The sequence below is a fragment of the Salinicola sp. DM10 genome (genome assembly GCF_017306975.2).
Lineage (GTDB): Bacteria > Pseudomonadota > Gammaproteobacteria > Pseudomonadales > Halomonadaceae > Salinicola.
This window is the reverse complement of sequence record NZ_JAFLEN020000001.1, coordinates 292,399-308,066: the sequence shown is the minus strand read 5'-3', so window position 1 is coordinate 308,066 and position 15,668 is coordinate 292,399. Positions and strand designations below refer to the sequence as shown.

At 66.4% G+C, this 15,668-nt stretch carries 17 protein-coding genes; 4 read left to right on the top strand and 13 right to left on the bottom strand.

The genetic code is table 11. From position 1 onward, the window contains the following. Positions 1-70 precede the first annotated feature (70 nt). Together ubiG and J0A90_RS01330 are read left to right on the top strand one after the other, a co-directional pair. Positions 71-841 (top strand): bifunctional 2-polyprenyl-6-hydroxyphenol methylase/3-demethylubiquinol 3-O-methyltransferase UbiG, encoded by a 771-nt coding sequence (gene ubiG / locus J0A90_RS01335; RefSeq protein WP_207035529.1) that lies wholly within the window; start codon positions 71-73, stop codon positions 839-841. Then, positions 838-1,503 carry an HAD-IA family hydrolase gene (locus J0A90_RS01330; protein WP_207035527.1) on the top strand — a complete coding sequence of 222 codons (666 nt, stop codon included), beginning with the start codon at positions 838-840 and terminating at the stop codon, positions 1,501-1,503. Before ubiG ends, J0A90_RS01330 begins: the two co-directional genes overlap by 4 nt. Positions 1,504-1,578: 75 nt before the next feature. On the opposite strand, the gene J0A90_RS01325 is transcribed toward J0A90_RS01330, so the two are convergent. Genes J0A90_RS01325 through J0A90_RS01300 form a run of 6 tightly spaced genes read right to left on the bottom strand, consistent with a single transcriptional unit; the run spans position 1,579 to position 7,368 of the window. Next, positions 1,579-2,589, bottom strand: a complete 1,011-nt coding sequence (locus J0A90_RS01325) for a DctP family TRAP transporter solute-binding subunit (RefSeq protein WP_207035524.1) — start codon at positions 2,587-2,589, stop codon at positions 1,579-1,581. Between the two features lie 23 nt (positions 2,590-2,612). Further along, on the bottom strand, positions 2,613-3,893 hold the full coding sequence (locus tag J0A90_RS01320) for a TRAP transporter large permease (protein WP_035473411.1): 1,281 nt from the start codon (positions 3,891-3,893) through the stop codon (positions 2,613-2,615). Beyond that, positions 3,890-4,408, bottom strand: coding sequence for a TRAP transporter small permease (locus J0A90_RS01315; protein WP_207035523.1), 519 nt, complete (start codon positions 4,406-4,408; stop codon positions 3,890-3,892). Before J0A90_RS01315 ends, J0A90_RS01320 begins: the two co-directional genes overlap by 4 nt. 39 nt (positions 4,409-4,447) lie before the next feature. After that, entirely contained in the window at positions 4,448-5,425 is a 978-nt protein-coding gene (locus tag J0A90_RS01310) for an NAD(P)-dependent oxidoreductase (protein WP_207035521.1), read from the bottom strand. A gap of 27 nt (positions 5,426-5,452) precedes the next feature. Continuing rightward, positions 5,453-6,271 carry an IclR family transcriptional regulator gene (locus J0A90_RS01305; protein ID WP_207035519.1) on the bottom strand — a complete coding sequence of 273 codons (819 nt, stop codon included), beginning with the start codon at positions 6,269-6,271 and terminating at the stop codon, positions 5,453-5,455. Continuing rightward, positions 6,271-7,368, bottom strand: a complete 1,098-nt coding sequence (locus J0A90_RS01300) for a D-2-hydroxyacid dehydrogenase (RefSeq protein WP_207035517.1) — start codon at positions 7,366-7,368, stop codon at positions 6,271-6,273. Before J0A90_RS01300 ends, J0A90_RS01305 begins: the two co-directional genes overlap by 1 nt. Positions 7,369-7,705: 337 nt before the next feature. Between J0A90_RS01300 and J0A90_RS01295 the strand changes: the two genes are divergently transcribed. Beyond that, entirely contained in the window at positions 7,706-8,470 is a 765-nt protein-coding gene (locus J0A90_RS01295; RefSeq protein WP_207035515.1) for a glucose 1-dehydrogenase, read from the top strand. Positions 8,471-8,591: 121 nt separating this feature from the next. Continuing rightward, a complete protein-coding gene (locus J0A90_RS01290; protein ID WP_207035513.1) occupies positions 8,592-9,605 on the top strand; it encodes an L-idonate 5-dehydrogenase in 1,014 nt (337 codons plus the stop codon). 103 nt (positions 9,606-9,708) lie between these two features. Here J0A90_RS01290 and J0A90_RS01285 read toward each other — a convergent pair whose 3' ends face one another. From J0A90_RS01285 to tolQ, 7 genes are all read right to left on the bottom strand, one after another. Continuing rightward, positions 9,709-10,467, bottom strand: coding sequence for a YciK family oxidoreductase (locus J0A90_RS01285; protein WP_207035512.1), 759 nt, complete (start codon positions 10,465-10,467; stop codon positions 9,709-9,711). A 130-nt stretch (positions 10,468-10,597) separates the two neighbouring features. After that, positions 10,598-11,431 carry a tol-pal system protein YbgF gene (gene ybgF, locus J0A90_RS01280; protein WP_207035510.1) on the bottom strand — a complete coding sequence of 278 codons (834 nt, stop codon included), beginning with the start codon at positions 11,429-11,431 and terminating at the stop codon, positions 10,598-10,600. Positions 11,432-11,449: 18 nt separating this feature from the next. Next, positions 11,450-11,965, bottom strand: coding sequence for a peptidoglycan-associated lipoprotein Pal (gene pal, locus J0A90_RS01275; RefSeq protein ID WP_106420215.1), 516 nt, complete (start codon positions 11,963-11,965; stop codon positions 11,450-11,452). A 48-nt stretch (positions 11,966-12,013) separates the two neighbouring features. After that, positions 12,014-13,324 carry a Tol-Pal system beta propeller repeat protein TolB gene (tolB, locus tag J0A90_RS01270; protein WP_207035508.1) on the bottom strand — a complete coding sequence of 437 codons (1,311 nt, stop codon included), beginning with the start codon at positions 13,322-13,324 and terminating at the stop codon, positions 12,014-12,016. A gap of 11 nt (positions 13,325-13,335) precedes the next feature. Then, a complete protein-coding gene (tolA, locus tag J0A90_RS01265) occupies positions 13,336-14,499 on the bottom strand; it encodes a cell envelope integrity protein TolA (RefSeq protein ID WP_207035505.1) in 1,164 nt (387 codons plus the stop codon). A gap of 9 nt (positions 14,500-14,508) precedes the next feature. Next, complete coding sequence (tolR, locus tag J0A90_RS01260) at positions 14,509-14,952, bottom strand: protein TolR (RefSeq protein ID WP_035473426.1); 444 nt, start codon at positions 14,950-14,952, stop codon at positions 14,509-14,511. Between the two features lie 14 nt (positions 14,953-14,966). Further along, the gene (gene tolQ / locus J0A90_RS01255; RefSeq protein WP_207035503.1) at positions 14,967-15,644 is read right to left on the bottom strand and encodes a protein TolQ; all 678 of its coding nucleotides are present in this window, start codon (positions 15,642-15,644) and stop codon (positions 14,967-14,969) included. Positions 15,645-15,668 lie beyond the last annotated feature (24 nt).

Below are 15,668 nucleotides of genomic sequence, written 5' to 3'. Positions count from 1 at the left end.
GGATGGCGGCGACGCCCATGCTGCCCCGGCCCGGGGCACTGTCAGTCTCTCGAGTGCAAGGAATCTCTGCATGGCACAATCGCAACACGACAACGTCGATCACGCCGAAATCGCCAAGTTCGACGCGCTGGCGAGCCGGTGGTGGGATCGAGAAGGCGACTTCAAGCCGCTGCACGATATCAACCCGCTGCGTCTGGGCTTCATCGATCGCCACGTGGCACTGGCCGGCAAGCGCGTGCTGGATGTCGGCTGCGGCGGCGGCATTCTCAGCGAGGCCATGGCCCAGCGCGGTGCCGATGTCGTCGGCATCGATCTCGGTGAAGCGCCGCTGGCGGTGGCACGCCTGCACCAGCAGGAGTCCGGGGTCGAGGTCGACTACCGCCACGCAAGCGTTGAGTCGATGGCCGAGGCCCATGCGGGCGAATTCGATGTCGTCACCTGTCTGGAAATGCTCGAGCACGTGCCCGACCCGGGCGCAGTGGTGGAAGCCTGCGCCAAGCTGGTGAAGCCCGGCGGCCACCTCTTCTTCTCGACCATCAACCGCAATCCCAAGTCCTACGTCTTCGCCATCATCGGCGCCGAATACGTGCTCAGGCTGCTGCCGCGAGGCACCCACGATTACCACAAGCTGATCCGGCCCTCCGAACTCTCGGCATGGTGCCGCGAGCACGGGCTGCGCCTGCGCGACCAGACCGGGCTCACCTACAACCCCTTCACCCGCCATTATCGTCTCGACCCACACGACGTGTCGGTTAACTACATGGTCCACGTCACCCCCCAGTGGGGCGGCGGCGAGGCCGGAGAAAACGACGAGCCTTACCCTGCGGAGACGTCGGCATGAGCCAGCCGGCACCGCCCGCCGGCCTGCTGTTCGATCTCGACGGCACCCTGGTCGACACCGCGCCGGACCTGGCGGCGGCGACCAACCGCCTGCGAGACCACCACGGCCTGGCTCCCCTGCCCTATGAGACCCTGCGTGCCCAGGTCTCCAACGGCGGCAGCGCCCTGGTCACCCTGGCCCTGGGGCTGTCGCTGGAGCACCCCGATCACGCCGCGGCGCGCGACTATCTGCTGGCACGCTACGGTGAGGCGGTGGCCGAGCACAGCCGCGTGTTCGACGGGCTGATGCCGCTGCTCGAAACGTGGCAGGCGAACGGGCGCCCCTGGGGAATCGTCACCAACAAGCCGCGCCGCTATGCCGCGCCGCTGGTGGAAGCGTTGGCGCTGAGCCCCGGTGTCCTGGTGTGCGCCGACGATCTGCCGGTGCGCAAGCCCGACCCGGAGCCGCTGTGGTTCGCGGCCCGCGAGCTGGGCGTCGCCCCGGCGGATTGCTGGTATATCGGCGATCATCGGCGTGACATGGAAGCGGCCCAGCGCGCCGGTATGACCGCGGTTGCCGTGCGCTACGGCTATATCCCCGAAGACGAGCCTACCGCCGACTGGCCGGCGGATCGCTGGTTCGAGAGCGGCTCGGCGCTGGCCTCCGCCCTCATCGAGGTATAGTTACTAGCGGCACGCCGGCCACCCGCGATGCGGGAAGCCGGCGTTTTGCACTCACTTCGGCTCCGCGAGCCGACCTCAGCTCTGGGTCTCTGCGTCAGACTGTGCCTGGCCGGAGGCCTGCTGAATGGCGTCGATCATCGCCTCGCCGTGCGCTTCGATGAACTTGTCCCACACCGGCTTCACCGCCTGCTGGAAGGCTGTGGTATCGACGTCCCGGTTCACCTGCATGCCCTTCTGCTCGAGCTCGCGGACCATGGATTCGCTGCGCTGGATGTTCATCTCTCGCTGCATGCGGGTGGCGTCCGACGCCGCCTTGCGCACGATCTGCTGCTGCGCCGGGGTCAGGCCGTCGAACCGCCGCTTGTTCATCACCAGCGTCAGCGCGGCATAGGCGTGATTGGTGAGTGATAGATACTTCTGCACCTCATTGAAGTTGAACGACACCACGATCCCCAGCGGGTGATCCTGGGCGTCGACGACACCGGTTTCGAGCGCGGTGTAGAGCTCGTTGACCGGAATCTGCTGCGGGTTGGCGCCGAGCAGCTCGAACATGTCGTTGAGCGCGATGGAGTTGTTGACGCGCATGCGCAGGCCCTCGAGGTCCTTGGGCTCGCGGATCGGGCCACGATTGTTGGTCATTTCGCGAAACCCGTTCTCGGGGAACGCCAGCCCCTCGAGACCGAACTCGCCGAGCTTGGCCATCACCTGCTGCCCCGGCTTGCCATCCAGCGCGCGGTAGGCGGCCTCATGGTCCGGGAACATGAACGGCAGCGTAAAAGCCGCCGCTTCCGGCACCAGGCCGGTGAAGTTGTTGAGCCCCGACAGCGTGATATCGATGATCCCCGAACGGGTGCCGTCGATCATCTGGGCATCGTTGCCGAGCTGGCCGTTGGGAAATATCTGTACCTGAAGCTCGCCGTCGCTCTCGCGCTCCACCTCTTTCTTGAAGGCTTCGGCCAGCACCTGTTGCAGGTCGCTCTGCGGCGCGGGGTGAGCAAAACGCAACGTGGTGGCTGCGGTGGCGGTGGTCGACAGCAGCGCCAGACCGCACAGCATGGATGCCATTCCCAGCAGTTTCTTGTTCATTGTCATCGTCTCCTTGCTCTTGCCTAGCCGATCAGCCAATGCATCGGCACCGTGATGATCTGCGGCACCAGCACGAACAGCGCCAGCAGACCGATATAGACCAGTACGAAGGGGTATACGCCGCGCACGGCTTCGCTCATCGAGGTGTTGCCCACCCCGCAGACCACGTTGAGCACGGTGCCCACCGGCGGCGTGATCAAGCCGATGCAGCAGTTGATCACGAACATCAGGCCGAAATAGATCGGGTCGATCCCGGCCTGGATCACCAGCGGCATGAACAGCGGCACCAAAATCAGGATCGCCGGGGCCAGATCCATGACCATGCCCACCAGCAGTACCACCAGCATGATCGCCGCCATCAGCAGGATTGGATGCTCGACCAGCGGCCCGAGCATGGCGGCAAGCTGCTGCGGCAGCTGGGCGATGGTGATCACCCAGGAGGCGGCCATCGCCGCGCCCACCAGGAACATCACCAGCGCCGTCGAACGCCCCGCCCGGATCAGCACGCCGAGCAGCTTGCGCGGGCTCAGCTCGCGGTAGACCAGCGCCGAGACCAGAATGGCGTAGACCGCCGCGACCACCGCGGCTTCGGTCGGGGTGAACACGCCGAAGCGGATACCGACGATGATGATCAACGGCAGCAGCAGCGCCCACACGCTCTCGCGCAGCGCCTTGAGACGCTCGCCGCGGCTGGCGCGGGGCTGTGGGGCCAGGTCCGAGCGGCGCATCATCACCCGCCAGGTGATCATCAGCGCCAGCCCCATGAACAGACCCGGCACGATGCCGCCGATGAACAGCTTGGCGATCGACAGGTTGCCCGCCACCCCGAGAATGATCAGCGGCAGCGACGGCGGGATGACCGGGGCGATGATGCCGCCGGCGGCCAGCAGCCCCACCGAGCGCGAAGCCGGATAGCCACTCTTGCGCATCATCGGATAGAGGATACTGACCAGCGCCGCCGCATCCGCCACCGCCGAGCCGGAAAGCCCTGCCAGCAGCAGCGAGGTGAGGATGGCGACATAGCCGAGACCGCCGCGCCAGTGGCCGACCAGCGTCATCGCCAGGCGCACGATGCGATCGGAGAGCCCACCGACCGCCATCACTTCGCCGGCGACCATGAAGAATGGAATCGCCAGCAGGGCGAAGTTATCGACGCCGTTGATCAGCGACTGGGCCAGGATGTCGGCGCTGAACAGCCCCATGTGCAGCATCAGCGCCACCGCCGCCGCGAGCAGCGCGAACGCCACCGGCAGGCGCAGCAGAATGGTGCCGATCAGCACCGCCAGGAAGAGTCCCAGAGTCATGGCCGTGTCTCCTCGGCTGCGCTGGCGTGATGGTGGGCTTCCGGTGCCCCCGGTGCGTCAGGCCCCCCGGGCAGTACGGCGCCGAGGGCGGCGGTCACGCTCATCAGCGCTCCCGAGACCACGCCGGCGAGATAGAACAGCGCCGTGGGCAGCCCGGTGAGCGGCGAGATGTTGTGCCAGTTGGCCATGGTCTGGCGACAGCAGCCGACCAGCAGCATCAGCGAGGCGACCAGAATCGCCAGCCACGCGAGCCGCCCGACGATTCTGCGCAGCCCCCGCGGCAGACGATCAAACAGTTCGGACACTGCCAGGTGCTCGCCCTCCTTGAGGCACAGCGAGGCGCCGAGCATCACGATCCAGACAAAGCCCAGCCGCGACAGCTCGATCCCCGAGCGCAACCCCGAGGAGAAGCCATAGCGCAGCACCACGTTGACGAAGACCAGCACCATGGTGAGTAACATCAACAGCGCGATGATCCATTCGATACCGCGCCAGAACGCCTTCAGTGTCGTCATCTCGGCTCCTCCCGCCGCGCCCGGGCGCGGCGCTCGCGTTCAGGGCAGGCGATCCAGTTCATCGATGTAGCGCTGGGTGACGCACAGATCCTGATCCCCCAGGCCACGCTCGCCGAGATCGTCGAACAGCCGCGAGAGCGTCGCCAGCTGTGGCGTCACTACCCCGCCGCGCTCCGCCTCGTCACGCGCGAAGGCAAGATCCTTGATCATGTAGCGGGCCACTCCCGTGGGGGTGTAAACCTTGTCGATCAGGCGCTGCTTACGCGCTTCCAGCAGGCGCCCGCCGGCATAGCCGCCGCCCAGACACTCAAGCAGCGAGGCGACATCGAGCCCGGCGCGCTCGGCGATCACCGTCGCCTCCGACAGGGCCACCATGGTCGAAGCCACCACCATCTGGTTGCACGCCTTGGCCACCTCGCCCGCCCCCAGAGGGCCCAGATGCAAAGGCGTGCCCAGGCTCGCCAGCAGCGGCCGCGCCGCTTCGAAGAGCGCCACCTCGCCGCCGACCATGATCGACAACCGCCCGGCGTCGGCGCCGTCGGTACCCCCGGAGAGCGGCGCGTCGAGCAGGCGAACACGCCCCGCGCTCGCCGACTCGAGTTCGGCGGCCAGATCGCGCACGCCCTGGGGCGACGAGGTGGAGCAGATCACGATCAGCAGCGCCTCGCCGGCACCGGCGACGATGCCCTGCTCGCCCCACAGCAGCTCGCGCAGCGGGTCGAGATCGGGCAGCACCGTGATCAGCACGTCGCTGGCAGTGGCCAGCGCCCGCGGTGTCTCTGCCAGTTGGGCGCCGGCAGTGATCAGCGGCGCCAGCTTGTCGGGCGAGCGCCCATACACGCTCACCTGCGCCGCCACCCCGGCGGCCAGCAGATTGCGCGCCATGGGCATGCCCATGTTGCCCAGGCCGAGCATGCCGACCCGGCGCTTGCCGGGGCGGGCGAAGACGCGCTCGAAACTGGCCGCCTCAGTGTCATTCGGCCTCTCGACAGAGGCGTCATCGATGGCAGACGACATCTCGTTCACTCCTCGATCAGTGGATGTTCAGCGCGCGGCGTCGCGGGCACCGCGCATGGCGCTATCGTGGGGGTCGGCGGCCAGGTTCATGGGGTTGGCGATACGCCGCGCCATGGCATCCAGCGCCGCCACGGCGTCCGCCTCCAGCGCATCGTCACAGCGCTCTTCCATCAGTGAGGTGCCAAGGGCATAGGCCTGCTCGCCGCTGTATTGCGGCGCCACCACCAGCGCCAGCCCGCGCACCCCGGGAAAGACCTCGCCCAGGTCACGGCCGTAGCCGCGTTCGCGCACCCGGGCGATCTTGGCCACCAGCGCCTCGAGCTCGGTGACCGAGCGCTCGGTCCAGCCCGGGCGAGTCGCCGGGTCGGCGAAACGCCGCCGAATCTCGGCATCGTCGAGGCGCGCCAGCAGCGCGTTGCCCACCGCGGTGATCGAGGCCGGAAAACGGCTGCCGATGCTCGCGGTCATGCGCAGCGGCATACGCCCGGCGTGGGCGGCGAGATAGAGCACCTCGGTGCCGTCGAGCACCGCCAGCTGGCAGATCTCGTCGTGCAGCAGCGGGGTCTCGTTGCACGCCTGATAGAACGCCTGGACCGGGTCGACGCCGCGCAGATAGGCCCCGCCAAGCTCGACCAGGCGCCGTCCCAGGCGGTAGCCCCCGGCGCTGCGCGCGATCAGCCCCTCGGCCTCCAGCGCCAGACAGATGTTGAACAGCGACGAACGCGCCACCGACAGTTGCCGCGCCATCTCGCTGACCCCCAGCGCGGTGTCACCCGCCTGCTCCAGCAGCGCCAGCACGCGGATCGCCCGGGTCACCGCCGGGCTGCGCTCGGCCTCCCCCGCCATCAGTAGAACTCCACCGTATCGACGCGGTTGCGCAGCGGCTGGCCGTCGAGATAGCGCCGCGCGTTGTCGACGAACAGCTCGGCAATCAGGCGATCCTCGGCAGCGTTGAGCGCAGCGGTATGCGGGGTCAGTAGCACATTGGGCAGATCCCATAGCGGCGAATCGGCGGCCAGCGGCTCGCTGGCGGTGACATCCAGCACTGCCAGACCCAGATGCTCGGCGCGCAGGGCCTCGATCAGCGCCGGCTCGTCGACCACCGTGCCGCGGCCGACGTTGACGAAGGTGGCACCCGGAGGCAGCGCGGCGAGGAAATCCGCATCCACCAGCCCTTCGGTGGCGGCGGTGCCCGGCAGCGAGCAGACCACGGCGTCGGCGCGTGCCGCTGCCGCGTGCAGATCCTCCGGGGCCACGATCTCGTCGACGTGCTCGACCGCCCGGCCATGGCGCGAGACGCCGATCACCCGCGCGCCCAGCAGCGAGAGTTTGCGCGCTACCTCGCGGCCGATCCCGCCGAGCCCCAGCAGCAGCACGGTCTGTTCGCTGACCTGCCCCATCGCCCAGCGCCCGCTCCAGTGGTGTGCGCGCTGCTGAGCCTGTACCCGTGGCAGCTGCTTGGCGCCGGCGAGCACGCCGAACAGCGCGTACTCGGCCAGCGGCCCGCCGTGCACCCCGGCCGAGGTAGTGAAAGCGACCCGGTCGAGCTGCTCGCGGGAGAGTCGCGCCGCCTTGACCTGGCCACCGCCTCCCGCGGCCATCAGATGGACCCAGCGCAGGCGCGGGTTGGCCACGACCACACGTGCCAGTGCCGCCGGGTCGAGATCGGGAATGCCGTAGAGCACCTCGGCATCGGCGAGCAGCGTCTCGAAGCGCGCCTGGGCCTCGGCGCTGCGCTGGAAGCTGGGGTCGCCGGCGAAATCCGCGGGATGACGCATGGGCGGCAACAGCGCCTGATCACGGATCAGCTCGAGACGCGGCTCGCGGGCTTCGATCATGGCGCACAGCGTTTCGCTCAACGGCGTGGCCACCGCCACTCTCAGCTTGTGGCTCGCCGATGGATTTGCGTGGCCCCCCGCCGCCGGCGCTGGTGTCTGCTGCATGGCTCGCTCCTCGTGTCGTGTAGGTTCGCGGTCTTGGCTTTACGGTCTTGGCTTTAGGGTCTTCGGCGCGCGGCTCTCGGGCCTCTCTCAGACCTCTCTCGGGCCGCCATTCTGGCTGTCGCGAGCGCGACCATTGTCCAATGAGCTGAACGTCGTTCAGCGGACTGTACAATGCTAGGCTATCGACGTAACCCCGCCTTTGGTCGCGGTCTGGTTCGAGTATCTCGTCTCAGGCAGCCCGCCTCCCGGTGCTTGAAACCGGGGGCGCAATCCGGGTCTGATGGCGGATCACACGATGTCTGTACCTATCGCTAAACACCGCATCGGGAGACACTGCATGAAGCTTTTCGATATCAGCGGCCGCCTGGCCCTGGTGACCGGTTCGTCACGGGGGCTGGGATTCACCCTGGCCCTGGGGCTGGCACGCCAGGGAGCGCGTGTGATCGTGCACGGGCGCCAGGCCGAGGCGGTGGCCCGCGCCGCCGAGGCGATCCGCGCCGAGACCGGTGCCGACGTCGACAGCGTGACCTTCGATGTCACTGACAGCGCCGCCGTGCGCGAGGCGCTGGATGGGCTGACGGCGAGCCTGGGCACGCCGGATATCCTGGTCAACAACGCCGGGCTCCAGCGGCGCGCCCCGTTCACCGAGTTCGATCCCGCCGACTGGGATGCGGTGCTCGCCACCAACCTCTCCAGCGCCTTCTATGTCTCGCGTGCGCTGGTCGGGCGCATGTCGCAGCGCGGGTCGGGCAAGATCGTCAATATCGGTTCGGTGCAGTCGCAGCTGGCACGCCAGACCATCGCCCCCTATGCCGCCTCCAAGGGCGGCGTGGTGATGCTGACCAAGGGCATGGCCGCCGATCTGGCGCGCTTCGATATCCAGGTCAACTGCATCTCGCCGGGCTACTTCAAGACCGACATGAACACCGCGCTGTGGCAGGACGAGGCCTTCAACAGCTGGGTGGAAACGCGCACGCCGGCCCAGCGCTGGGGTAACGTCGAAGAGCTGGTGGGTACCCTGGTCTATCTCTGCTCGGACGCCTCGGCCTTCGTCTCGGGCCAGAACATCTTCGTCGACGGCGGCATGACCTCCGTGGTCTGAGTCTCGAAGGCCTACGAGCCGACCGCCGACGATCTGGCTGTCGAAAGCCTGATTCATTCATTAACGCCGGGTGCCTGGCATCGCACCGGGGCCGGCGGCGTCATACAGGAGCGACAAGGGCATGAAAGCGCTGGTGATACATGGCAAGCAGGATCTGCGAGCAGAGGCCTGGGACACCCCGGAACCGGGCGACGACGAGGTGCGCGTGCGCATTGCCTGGGGCGGTATCTGCGGCTCCGATCTGCACTACTACCACGAGGGCGCCAACGGTGCTTTCGTGGTGCGTGAGCCGCTGATTCCGGGGCATGAACTCTCTGGCACGGTGGATCTCGACCCCAGCGGAGCGCTGGCTGCGGGCACCCCGGTGACTTTCCATCCAGCCACCTTCGGTGAATGCCAGCCGGGGCTGGAGCAGCATCCGCATCTGTGGCCACGCGGCGGTTATCTCGGGTCGGCCTCGACCACGCCGCACACCCAGGGCGGCATGAGCGAATATCTGGTGGTCAAGCGCAGCATGATCCGCCCCCTGCCGGCGACGCTGCCGCTCAAGCGCGCGGCACTGACCGAGCCGCTGGCGGTGGCACTACACGGGATTCGTATCGCCGGCGGCGTCGAGGGCAAGCGCGTGCTGGTCTGCGGTTCAGGGCCGATCGGCCTGCTGGTGGCCGCCGCGGCGCTGGCCAAGGGCGCGAGCGAGGTCACCGCGACTGACGTCTTCGAGGGGCCGCTGGCCCGGGCGCGGGCACTCGGCGTACACGCCACCGTACGCATCGGCGAGGCGGAGCCGGCGGCAGAGGCATTCGATGTGGCGCTGGAGTGCTCAGGCGTGCCCGCGTCGATCGATGTCGCCATCCGCGCCGTGCGGCGTGCCGGGGTGATCGCCCAGATCGGCATGATGGGTGCCGGCCCCCAGCCGCTGGAGCTGGCGACGCTGATCTCCAAGGAGATTCAGCTACGGGGCTGCTTCCGCTTCAACGACGAGGTCGACGAAGCGATCGAGCTGCTCGACCGGGACGCGCGCTTCGATCAGGTGATCACGCATGAACTCGCCGCCGATGACGCGGTCGAGGCGTTCAAGATCGCCAAGGATGCCCAGACCTCGGGCAAGGTGCTGGTGCGGCTGTGGCCAGAATGAGAATGAGAGTGAGAGCGAGAGTGAATGGCTAGCATGATTGGCCAGCGAGGGAACGGTCAGGCTGCGTCATCGGCGTGACACCACCTCTGTCCACCGCCGCGGCTCACTGCCGCGGCGGCTGGGCGTCGAAAGCTTCGCCGGTGGTGCCGCGACTCTCACAGCCCATCAACCAGAGATAGGTGGGCATGATCGATTCCGGCGTGGGTACGCGCTGCGGGTCTTCCTGGGGATAGGCCGCACGGCGCATGGCGGTGCGCGTACCGCCGGGATTGATCGAGTTGAAGCGTAGCGCCGAGTCACGATACTCGTCGGCGAGAATCTGCATCAGGCCCTCGGTAGCGAACTTGGACGTCGAGTAGGCGCCCCACTCGGCACGCCCGCGCCGTCCCACGCTGGACGAGGTGAACACCACCGAGGCGTCAGTGGACGCCTCGAGCAGCGGCAACAGGGCCTGGGTCAAACCGAGGCTGGCGGTGAAGTTGACCTGCATCACCTGTGCCCAGACCTCGAGATCGGAGTCGGCGACCGACTTGCGCTCCCCCAGCAGGCTGGCATTGTGCAACAGACCGTCGAGCCGCCCGAAGGCCTGCTCGAGCTTGGCCGCGACGACCCCGAAGTCCTGCGCCGTGGCGCTCTCGAGATTGAGCGGGAAGATCGCCGGCTGCGGCGCCTTGGCCGCTTCGATGGCGTCATACACCGTTTCCAATCGGCTCAGGCTACGCCCGAGCAGCACCACGGTGGCACCGTGCCTGGCATAGGCCATGGCCGCTGCCCGCCCGATGCCGGCGCTCGCCCCGGTCACCAGAATCACCTTACCCGCGAGCAGATCCGCGGGCGCCTGATAGTCGCTATGACAAGGCATGGTTCATCTCCTCTTGGTTCTGGTGATAAGCGATCGCACTCGCTGACACCGAGGCGCGTAGGGCGGCAAGTCACCGAGTCGCCGACCATCGGCCCGGCCGCCTCGCGCCTCTGGCCGGCGTGAATCTACGTCAGTTGCCCAGCTGGTTGAGAAAATCCCCTGCCATCTGCGCGGCGCTACTCTTGGGATAGTCGCTCTGCACGCGCTTGAGCAGTTCACGGCTGCCCGCGGTGTCGCCCTGACGCGCTTTCAACAGACCCAGCTTGTAGAGCGCATCGGGTACCTTGCTGCTCTGCGGGTAGTCGTCGATGACGGTGTTGAAGGCCGTGGCAGCAGCGTCGAGCTGCGACTGCGCCGAGTAGAGTTCGCCGAGCCAATAGTGAGCATTGGGGATCAGGCTCGACTGCGGATAATCGGCGATGAAGCGTTTGAACGAGCTGATGGCAGCGTCGAACTGGCGCGCCTGTACCTGCTGGAAGGCGGCCTGGTAGGCATCACGCCCATCGCCACTGCCACCTGCTGCCGGTGCGCCGGCACCGCTGTCAGCGGTCGTGGCGCTGGCTGCTCCGGCGCTGCTGCCTGCCGCCCCACTGTTTTCGGTGACCTGACTCGCCGCGCCGGTGTCGACGCTACTGCCCGACATGTCACCACCATTGCCGCTCCCGCTACCCGAGAGACGGTCATCGAGATCGAGATACTGCTGCTGAGTCTGCTGCTTCAGCTGATCGAGCTGATAGCGCAGTTCCTCGACCTGCCCGCGCAGCTGCTGGATCTGCTGGCGGTTGTCCTGTAATTCGTTGAGGATCGTCAGGGTGCCGCCGCCGCTTTCGCGCGCCTGCGTCTGACTGTAGAAACCGCCGGACGACTGACCGGTGAGGTCATCCACGACCGGCTGCTGAGCCCATACGGACAGCGGGAGCACCAAGGCTCCCGCGCCGCACAGTCTTTTCAGACCGTGTTTCATGCTGATCTCCGTCGACTATTACTTGTAGTCGAACACGACGCGACGGTTCTTCGCGTAGGCTTCTTCGGTGTGGCCCTGAACGGCAGGACGCTCTTCACCGTAGCTGACGATGGAGATCTGCGACGGGGACACGCCCTGGACGGTCAGGTACTGCTCGACCGACTGCGCACGACGCTCGCCGAGGCCCAGGTTGTATTCACGCGTGCCGCGCTCGTCGGCATAGCCTTCCAGCGTCACGTTGACGCTCGGGTTGGCCATCAGGTACTGAGCGTGGCCGCGCAGAACGGATTCGAACTCCGGGCGGATTTCGTCGCTGTCGAACGCGAAGTAGATCGTGTCGACGCTGGGACGCTGCTGGTTGGCGTTCATCTGCGAACCGTTTGCGCCTTGACCGGAGGTCATGCCCTGGCCGGACATGTTGCCGGAGGTGCCATCCATGTTCCCTTCCTGGGTGCCGCCGCTGCTGGAACAGCCCGCAACCACTGCCAGTGACAGCGCGACCGCTAGCGTCTTGGCGTAAGTCTTGAATTGCATTGTCATCTCCTTGCTCGGATGTCGAATGACACAGTCGACTTTCGTCGTTTAGTTCAAATATGGTGACCATGCGGGTTCCCGCACGTCACCTTGTTGTGAGGGCAGCCGGAAGGACGCGCGTCCATCGGAAGAGACTGCCCCCAACACCCCTTGCGACCCTTGTTGCGTCGCGAAGATTACCATGGTGCCGTTCGGTGCGACACTAGGTGATTCATCCCAACGTGTATCAGTCAAGACTGTTACACGGCTGGTGTCCAGGTCCTGTTTTGCGACATGAAAACCGTTTTCGTCGCGAGTGATCATGAACAGCGCCTTGCCGTCCGGCGAGAAGCGCCCATCGGAGTTGTAGCTGCCGGTGAACGTGACGCGCTGAGCCTCGCCGCCGCTGGCCGGCATGCGATAGAGCTGGGGCGCGCCGCTACGATCGGACGTGAAGATCAGCGAGCGCCCGTCCGGCGACCAGTCGGGCTCGGTCTCGATGGCGCGGTTGTTGGTCAAGCGGGTGAGCTGACGCGAGGCCAGATCCATCACGTAGATCTCCGGCTGGCCATCCTTGGACAGCGACATCGCCATCTTGCGCCCGTCCGGCGACCACGCCGGCGCACCGTTGATACCCGGGAAAGAGGTCAGGCGCAGGCGCTCACCGGTGGCCACGTTCTGCACGTAAATGGCGGAGTTGCCGGACTCGAAGGAGACGTAGGCGAGTTTGCTGCCGTCAGGCGACCAGGCCGGCGACAGGATCGGGTCGTCGGATGAAAGCACCTGCTGGGCATTGTAACCATCGGCATCGGCGACGTAGAGCGCATAGCGCGCGTTGTCACCGCTGCCCGAGGCTGCCACGTAGGCGATACGGGTCGAGAAGGCACCGCGAATACCGGTGATCGCTTCGAAGATCTGGTCGCTGATGTAGTGGGCGCTGGCGCGCAGGTCGCTGGCACTGGAGGTCACCGTTTCGCCGAGCATGCGCTTGCCGCCGGCGATATCCATCAGTTCGTACTGGATGCGATAGTCGCTGCCCTGGGGCTCGATCTTGCCGACCACCAGATAGCGCGCGTTGACCCGCTTCCAGTCATCGTAGAACACGTCCTTGCTGCTGCTCGGCAGCGAGATCAGCGCACTGCGGCTGAGCGGCTCGAACTGACCGCTGTGCTCGAGGTCATCGCTGACGATCTGCGCCACATCCTGAGGCAGACCGCCCGCCGCCTGGGACTCGAACGGCACGATGGCGATCGGAATCGCCTGGTCGCTGCCGCGGGTGATCTCGATGGTGAGATTCTGGGCCTGGGCGTTCGCCGCCAGGCACAGCGCGACGAGCGATGCCAGCCAGGCAGCCGCCAGTCGTCGCAAGCTTTGAGACATCCGTTGTTTCATCACTGTATATCCCCGGGTGTGAACTTAAGATTGAAATCGCGGAACCGTCGCTGCAGTCCGGCATCCAGCTGCTGCAGCTCACGGAACGGTGCCGCCGCCTCTACCGCCTGCGTCGCCGAGCGGTCGAAACTGGGGTTGCCACTGCTGCGGGTCACGGTCGCCGCGAGCAGCTCCCCTGACGGCCCCAGCCGCACTCGGACCTGCGTCACCAGCGAACCATCGGCGTTGGGCGGCAAGTGCCACTGATCCTCGACCGCACGCTTGACCAGATTGATGAAGCTGTTGGAGGCCTGATTCGACTGCTGCGCATTGGCAATACGCTCCTCTTCGTTGGCAATCGAGTCATTGAGCGCGTTCTGGCTCGCCGCCTTGGCTGCGGCCTCGGCCTTTTTCTTGGCCTCCGCTGCGGCCTTCTTCTTGGCCTCTTCCGCCTGACGTTTCTTCTCGGCCTCGGCCTTTTTCTTGGCTTCCTCGGCCTGACGCTTCTTCTCCGCCTCGGCTTTCTTCTTGGCCTCTTCTGCCTCGCGTTTTTTCTCGGCCTCGGCTTGTTTCTTGGCCTCTTCTGCCTCGCGCTGCTTCTCGGCCTCGGCCTGCTTCTTAGCTTCTTCCGCCTGGCGCTGCTTCTCGGCCTCGGCTTTCTTCTTGGCCTCTTCGGCCTGGCGCTGCTTCTCGGCTTCGGCCTGCTTCTTGGCCGCTTCGGCCTTCTGCTTCTGGATCTGCACCTGCCGCTGCTGCTCGGCTTCTGCCGCCTTTTGCTGACGTGCCGCTTCGGCGCGCTCCGCGGCTGCCTGTTCGGCCGCCTGTTGACGCCGCTGAGCCTCGGCACGAGCAGCATCGGCCGCTGCCTGCTGTTCGGCTTGCGCCTGTGCCGCCTGCTGTTCGGCCTGCTCACGGGCGGCTTCCTGCGCCTGCTGCTCGGCAGCCTGCTGCGCGGCCTCCTCGGCCTGGCGCTTGGCCGCACGCGCTTTGGCCTCCTTGGCATATTGAGCCTTGTCGGTCGCGGTCACATCACTGACCAGCGTCGCCTGCACCACCGAAGAGGAGCTAGGGATCGGCTCGCTCTCCGGCAGTCGCAACATCGTCAACAGCAGGGCCACAATGTGCACCCCGATCGCCAGGACGACGGGCAAGCCGTAGCCGACACGGCGCGTTCGCTTCGCCATGCTGACTCCTTACCCCTTGTTGTCACCCGAGGGCGGTTCGGAAATCAACCCGACGTTCGCCACGCCGGCCATCTGCAACGTGCTCATCAACGTCACCACCTGACCGTAGGAGGCGTTCTTGTCGCCCCGGACCATGACCGGCGTGTTGGGCTTGCGCTCGAGAATCGCCACCACCTGATCACCCACGGTCTGCAGGGTCACCGGCTTGTCCTTGTCACCCAGCGAGATGTAGTACTCGCCTTTATTGTCGACCGAGACGATGATCGGCTCCTGCTCCTGGGTATCGATGGGCTCCGAGGTGACCTGCGGCAGGTCGACCTTGACGCCCTGAGTCAGCATGGGCGCGGTGATCATGAAGATCACCAGCAGCACCAGCATGACGTCGATGAAGGGGACGACGTTGATTTCGCCCATCGGCTTGCGCCGGTGGTGTCGGCTATAGGGTCCACCCATGACTCACCTCCGGCTCAGGCCGACTGACTGCTGCCGCGACCCTGCAGATTGCGGTGCAGGATCGAGTGGAACTCTTCGGCGAAATCTTCGTACTCGCCGAGCAGACGGCTGGCGATGGAAGAGAGACGGTTGTAGAAGATCACCGCGGGGATGGCCGCGAACAGGCCCATGGCGGTCGCCACCAGCGCCTCGGCGATCCACGGCGCGACCGTGGAGAGCGTGGCTTGCTGGGCCATGGAGAGGCTCTGGAACGACCCCATGATGCCCCATACGGTACCGAACAGGCCGATGTAGGGGCTTGCCGAGGCCACCGTGGCCAGTAGCGTCAGGTTGGCGTTGAGACGATCCTCTTCGCGTGACAGTGCCACGCGCTGCGAGCGCTGAACGCCATCGAGCACCGCCTCGCTGCTGCGGGTCTTGGGCATCAGCCGATTGAACTCGCGAAAGCCGGCGCGGAAGACATGCTCGGCACCCTGGGCTTCATGGTTCTCCGGCACGTCCTGATAGAGCTCGTTGAGATCGATGCCGGACCAGAAGCGCTCGTCGAACTCGCGCTGCGCCTTCTTGGCCCGCGCCAGCGCAAAGCTGCGCTGGAAGATCACCACCCAGGAGGCGACCGAAGCGGCCAGCAGCAGCAGCATGACCACCTGGACGACCAGGCTGGCGTTCATGATCAGATGGGGGATGGACATGGAGTCGTTCACGTGAATCCTCGA